The organism is Streptomyces durbertensis, assembly GCF_014156695.1.
Lineage (GTDB): Bacteria > Actinomycetota > Actinomycetes > Streptomycetales > Streptomycetaceae > Streptomyces > Streptomyces durbertensis.
In genome coordinates this window covers 1-5,640 of the sequence record NZ_WMLF01000356.1, presented here as the reverse complement: position 1 = coordinate 5,640, position 5,640 = coordinate 1, and the positions used below count along the sequence as shown (strand labels likewise).

The window sequence follows — 5,640 nt, the reverse complement described above, 5'->3', positions numbered from 1 at the left end:
AACTCCCCTTGTCCGAGCGGCACGCAGCCCGTGCAGGCGCGGTAGGACCAGCCCGCTCCCGTGCCCTGGTCGACCACCCGCACGACACGCACCGTCGTTCCGGTCCTCCGGCCGTCACACGTGGCGCACGTACCCGACACCGTGTGGACCGACGTCAGGGTGCTGAGGGCGTCCGCGAGGAGTTGCATATGGACCAGCTCCGCCATGGGCCCGGCCTGATGGCCATCCGTCAGGAGTTGGCGGGTGGTGGCGATGGTGGCGGTCAGCCGCTGTCGCTCCGCGTGCGAAGCGTCTCGGGCCGTGGCCTCGTGCCGCTGGATTCCGTCCGTGAGCAGTGTCCGCAGCTCGGCGATGGTCGTGGAGACGGCGGAGGCGTCGTAGACGGTGGCATAGAGCCGCCCTGCACGTCGGATGGTCAGTCGTGTCGTCAGCTGGGAGTCGGCCGCAGTTGGCGCGTGCTCGTCGTGCGGAGTGCGATCCATCCCACTTCCCTTCAGCATCCTTGCCTGGTGTAACCAGACAACTACGGAAAGGGGGCGTCCGAGTTTGCACTGATGTTGCACAGCGGCCGTCGCGAATCGCGACAACTCCGCGCACAGCGCGAGTCGGTTGGGGAAGACTTCAGACATGCACGCTGTCACGGACGCCGATATCCCCGTACCGGCCGCGGTGGGCGAGCACATCGCCACACTGCGCAAGGCGCGAGACCTGTCCCAGAGAGTGCTCGCCCGCAAGGCCAGCATCTCCCACTCGCTGCTGTCCAAGATCGAAGTCGGGGACCGCGCCTGCCGGCCGGCGGTGGCCGCCGCTCTTGCCGAAGCGCTCGGCGTCACCCTGTCCGTCCTCTACGGACAGCCCTACGCGGAATCCCCGGGCACGCGGCAGATCGACCAGTTGCGGTCAGCGGTCCGGCGGCATCGGCACCCGGCGGTGGCCGACGTCCACCCGCGGACACTGGCCGCGGACGTCCACCACGCGTCGCGACTGCGTGCGGCGACCGACTACGCCACCTTGCTGGACGTGCTGCCGCCGCTGATCTCCCGCGCCGTCGCGCATGCCCACGACACGCGGGAGCCCGGTGCGTGGCAGATGCTCGTCGACGTCTACGCCTGCGCCTACACGATCGCCCACCGGCTCGGCTATCCGGACCTGGCCGACCTGGTGGCCGCCCGCCAGGAATGGGCGGCGAGCCAGGCGTGGGTGCCGGTCGCGCAGATGGCCGCCGCCTGGACGGAGGCCGGCACGTTCCAGTCCGCCGGAGACTACCTGGAGGGCCTGGCCGTCACCGACCGCGCGCTCACCACGTGGGCCGCGAGCGGCGAGAACTCCGTCGAGGCGGTCGTGGCGGCCGGCTCCCTGCATCTGCGCGCGGTGACACTCGCGGCTCGTGCCCGTGACGAGGCGACAGCGCGCCACCATCTCGTCCACGCCAAGCGCCTCGCCGGTCTCCTGGACCAGAGCAACGGCGACGAGTACCGGCACAACCTCACGTTCGGCGCGGGCAACGTGGCGCTGCACGAGATGGCCGCCCAGATCGAGCTCGAGAAGCCCAAGCGCGCCGTCACCATGGCCGACGGCATGGTCGGGCAACCACCCTCCGGGCTGGGACCGACCCGCGTCGGACATCTCCACATCGACGCGGCGCGCGCCCACCTCGCGACCGGCGATCGGGAGGAGGCGCTGCGCTCCCTCTTCCGAGCCCGCGAGGCCGCACCGCAGATGGCCAGAATCCACCCCATGGCCCGCGAGGTGCTCCGCGTGCTGGTCTCCCTGCACCGCCGCTCGAAGCCCGAACTGACAAGACTCGCCAAGTGGGCCGGCCTCCACGGGTGATGGGATGAGATGTCGGGGCTCTCGGCGGCAATGGGTATGCGGGTATGCCAGGCTGCGCCTAGCGTCTTGCAGGCGCCCAAGGACGTCAGTGGCAAGCCGACGAGACCGCCTACTTGTTGTCCGCCTGTCTCACGATCCGATGTCTTCCGGTGGCAGTGCGCCCATCTCGCCTTCGGATTGCTCCAGCTCATCCACGGCGGACGCTCGATCGACCGCCTTCCCGGTTACGGCGTCGACCAGGATCCGCTCAGGGAGGACCTCGCCTTGCTCTGTGCTGAAGCTGAGGAGCCACTGTGGACGGTAACCCTCCTTTCCCTCACCGCCAGGGAGTCGTGCTGTGCGCACGGCGATCAGCTCTGCCTGGATGAGGGTAAGCCGCTCGGAGCCGAGCTCCGCGTCGCGGGCAAGGAGCTTCCGTCCCGCCTTCTCGGCATCCCGTTCCTTGAGTACCGGACGTGCCATGTTCTGAGGGTCGGGCGAGCGGTCGACAAGCAACTGCGAAACCCGTCCGGCGGTATTGATCTGTACGTCTAGGCGCGTCGGCATCCGGACGCCGTCACGGTCTCGGCGTTGCCAGCTGACCACCCAACCGAGCTCAGCCTGCTCACCCACCGCGTACGAGCTCACTCCGGAAGCACGCAGTGCCCAGGGGTAATGGGCTTTCACGTAGATCCGTGCGATTGCGACCGCGTCCTTCTCGTCAGTCGGCTTCTTTGTAACCCCGGGGATGGAAAAGCTCGTGGACGTGGTCTCGCTGGAGTTCTCAAGGCTCACGCTCAGCTGTCGTGCAGTCGGCCATGTGAGTTCGGCCGTTCCTTCGTCCAGCGTGATCAGCAGTCGATCCTCGAATCCGTCGATGCCTGCCTGGACCTGGACGGCGCTGATCGAGTAGCGGTCACCGAATGCCTCCTGGATCGCTGCGTTGGCGGCCTTCTCGGCATCTGATCCGGCGAAGCGCAAACTGCTGGAGTCGACGTGCTGGAGCGTCAGGACGCGACCTCCGACGAGTGCTCCGGCCAGCAACACCAGGGCGCCCGCTGCCAAGAACGTCGGGCGAGCGTGAGCGTGGACCGGCCTCACCTCAAGACCTCTTGCCTTGAGTACGGCCAGACCACCTAGCGCGCCGAGCGCTGCGCCGAGGGAGTTCATCACCAGATCACTGGTGTCACAGCCTCTGTGGACGAAGGGCGCCACTGCCTGTGTCAGTTCTGTAGCAACGGAAAGGAGGGCGCCTCCGAGGGCCGCCGGTACCAGACTGCGCAGAGCGAGCGCGGCGCATGCACCGATGGGGAGGAACATCAGTAGATTCAGCAGGCCCTGCGTGGTGGCGAAGGGCTCAACGAGGTCGTGGTTGACAACACAGACCGGTGTTGACGATCCACCGCCGCCCTCGCCAGGAAGGAAAATGGTCAGAGCGAGCTCGGCTGTCACAGAGGCCGCCAGGCCCGCCCAGGCCAGTCGCCTGCCTCGCGTCGTCCGACTGAATACAAAGGTGGCTGATGCGGCAGCCAAGACAGCGAGGGTTGCGAGCACTATGAAGGCGGTTTGCCCTTGGAAGATCGCGGACAGCACGGTGACATCCAGTTGTGGTCGAGTAAAGCCAGGGCCCGAAGAGACGCATGCGCCCGGCCGCGAGCGAATGTGATCGCAGCCGGGCGCCTAGGTTCCTTAGGAAAGGCAGTTGGCCATGGGGGTCTGGTACGTCTGCTGCCCCTTCACCTGCATCAAGCCGACCGAGTCGGTGCAGTACGTGACGGACTTCATCGACCAATCCTTGGTTGTGCCGGAGGACTGCGTGAACCACGAACCGTAGTGGTTCTTCCCCTTCCAGGTCATCCCAAGCCGTGCCTCAATGGCGCGTCCGCTCTTCTTCTTGTACCACGTTCCGGCAATATCGTTCGTGTACTTCCGGTGGTAGAGTTCACCACCGGCAAGAGTCGTGCAGCGATAGTTGTAACCGATGCGGCCATTGTTCGGGCAGCCGGCCGCCAGGCTGATGCTCGAGCCTTCCGCGGCCGATGCGATAGGAGCAGAAGGCGTCGAGGCGGTAGCCGGTGGAGCGAAACCAAAGGCGGCGATTGCCGTGCCTGCGAGCACCACGTTGAGTCGAGTTCTGGCCATGCGTGTTCCCCTTGGGTCATAAGGGCGGGCGCTCTGGCCGTGAGCGAGATTCCCGCCAGTAGGACCAGGTTATCGTCATTTGATCTTAGCCTTGTCGTGTGTGCCTGCCTGGGCGTGGTGATCTTGGACATGTGCTGATGCGCGGACGTCGCACGGCACCGTTCCAGGCGCCAGCGCCCACGGCCCGGCGTCGGGGGGCCGCTGGATGACGCCCAAGGTGGCGGCGGCGGTTGGACGCGCACGTGTGGCCGAACGTTCCCCGGGGCGGCGGTGAAGCACAGCAGACGGCCCCTTGGGAACTGCTGCGGACGGCATCATCGAGAAGTGGCGTAGAAGGGACGGGAGGGGCTCGGTGATCGAGGCGGAGTGGAAGGCAGTTGTTCGGGAGCCTGAGCGGGTGCGGGCCGGGTTGGAGGCGCGTGCCGGCGGGGAGGGGCGGGTTGAGGTGTACCGGGACACGTACTACGACGCTCCCGATGGTGGTTTGGAGCGCGAGGGCCGGGAGCTTCGAGTGCGGACGGTCAGAGGCGACGACGGGAGGCAGCGTACGGTCCTCACGTACAAGGGCTCGGCGGTGGATGCTGCGACGGGGTCGAAGCCGGAGACCGAGACGGCGGTCGATGACGGCGAGGCCATGCACGAGGTGCATCGGGCGCTCGGACATCGAGCGGTGATCGAGTTCGAGAAGCACTGTCTCAACTACCGGTTTGCCTCCGGGGCCTGGGCACCGCTGGCGACGTTGGTCGAGGTGCCGGAGGTGGCGGGGAGCTGGCTGGAGGTCGAGACGATGGCGGCCGAGGAGCGGTTGGACGAGGCGTTGGCCGTGGTGCGGGACGTGATGCTAGCTCTTGGAGTGGGCGACGGTGACTTCACTACCGAGCTGTACACCGACGCGGTGGCCGCCGCGCGGCGTGGATGAGCGTTCGTGCTGCCATCGAAGTAATCGAAAGCCGCTGCGTCCGACGAGGTAGTGAGCGCTGGCAGGTTGGGAACGCTTGAGGTACCAAGCCCCGGTCTCGGGGCGCCTCAGTTGAACGGCCGGAACTGCATGTGAGTACGCCCCCGAGCGGAAGATAATCCGCGCTGTGGACCAGGGACTTGCTGCGCTGCTCGGTGCGACGGTAGGCGTGCTCGGAACGATCGCCGCGTCGATGATCTCGAGTGCGTCGACTCGGCGGCAGTGGGAGGGGCAGGCCAGGGTCGAGCATGCCCAGTGGCGAAGACAACTGCGGCGGGACGCGTACAGCGCCTTCCTCGCCCCGGCCCATGAGGCCCGCAGCGCTCTGAAGGCGGCCGCACGAGCGCTGATAGGTGATCGCCCGGATACGGCGGAGGCTGACCGGCGACTGCGAATCGCACAGGATCAGTTGGTGCTGGTGCAGGTGGCTTGGGCCAGCCTTGCCGTCGAGGGGCCCGACTCCGTGGAGCGGGCCGCCCACAGCGTCCACCTGGCCCTCCACTCGATGCACACGACGCTTCTCGCATGGCGCGACTCCGTAGGCGCCCCTGATCGAAACGTCAGGTTCGTCGAGCGTCACGCCGTCGAGGTGACCATGGTCTCCGAGCGTCTCGGCAGCTTCACGGCGGAGGCGCGGGCCGCGCTCGCGTAGTCGGCCGTCGCCGGTTCCGGAGGGAGCCGGGCCCTGGGCGACCGGGCGAGGTCGGGGTGGAGGCTCGGGTTCGTGG

At 67.3% G+C, this 5,640-nt stretch carries 6 protein-coding genes; 3 read left to right on the top strand and 3 right to left on the bottom strand.

What is annotated here, in order from left to right:
- Window positions 1-482 (bottom strand): hypothetical protein (locus tag GL263_RS20150; RefSeq protein WP_182857140.1); only part of this gene is annotated, 482 nt, incomplete at its 3' end.
- A 145-nt stretch (window positions 483-627) separates the two neighbouring features.
- Here GL263_RS20150 and GL263_RS20145 point away from each other — a divergent pair.
- Window positions 628-1,833 carry a helix-turn-helix domain-containing protein gene (locus GL263_RS20145; protein ID WP_182857139.1) on the top strand — a complete coding sequence of 402 codons (1,206 nt, stop codon included), beginning with the start codon at window positions 628-630 and terminating at the stop codon, window positions 1,831-1,833.
- A gap of 129 nt (window positions 1,834-1,962) precedes the next feature.
- Here the strand turns inward: GL263_RS20145 and GL263_RS20140 are convergent, their stop codons facing one another.
- Entirely contained in the window at window positions 1,963-3,405 is a 1,443-nt protein-coding gene (locus GL263_RS20140; protein ID WP_182857138.1) for a VanZ family protein, read from the bottom strand.
- A 96-nt stretch (window positions 3,406-3,501) separates the two neighbouring features.
- Window positions 3,502-3,954 carry a hypothetical protein gene (locus GL263_RS20135; RefSeq protein WP_182857141.1) on the bottom strand — a complete coding sequence of 151 codons (453 nt, stop codon included), beginning with the start codon at window positions 3,952-3,954 and terminating at the stop codon, window positions 3,502-3,504.
- Window positions 3,955-4,306: 352 nt separating this feature from the next.
- On the opposite strand from GL263_RS20135, the gene GL263_RS20130 reads away from it, so the two are divergent.
- The gene (locus tag GL263_RS20130) at window positions 4,307-4,873 is read left to right on the top strand and encodes a class IV adenylate cyclase (RefSeq protein WP_182857137.1); all 567 of its coding nucleotides are present in this window, start codon (window positions 4,307-4,309) and stop codon (window positions 4,871-4,873) included.
- Between the two features lie 166 nt (window positions 4,874-5,039).
- Window positions 5,040-5,564 (top strand): hypothetical protein, encoded by a 525-nt coding sequence (locus GL263_RS20125; RefSeq protein WP_182857136.1) that lies wholly within the window; start codon window positions 5,040-5,042, stop codon window positions 5,562-5,564.
- Window positions 5,565-5,640: the final 76 nt, after the last annotated feature.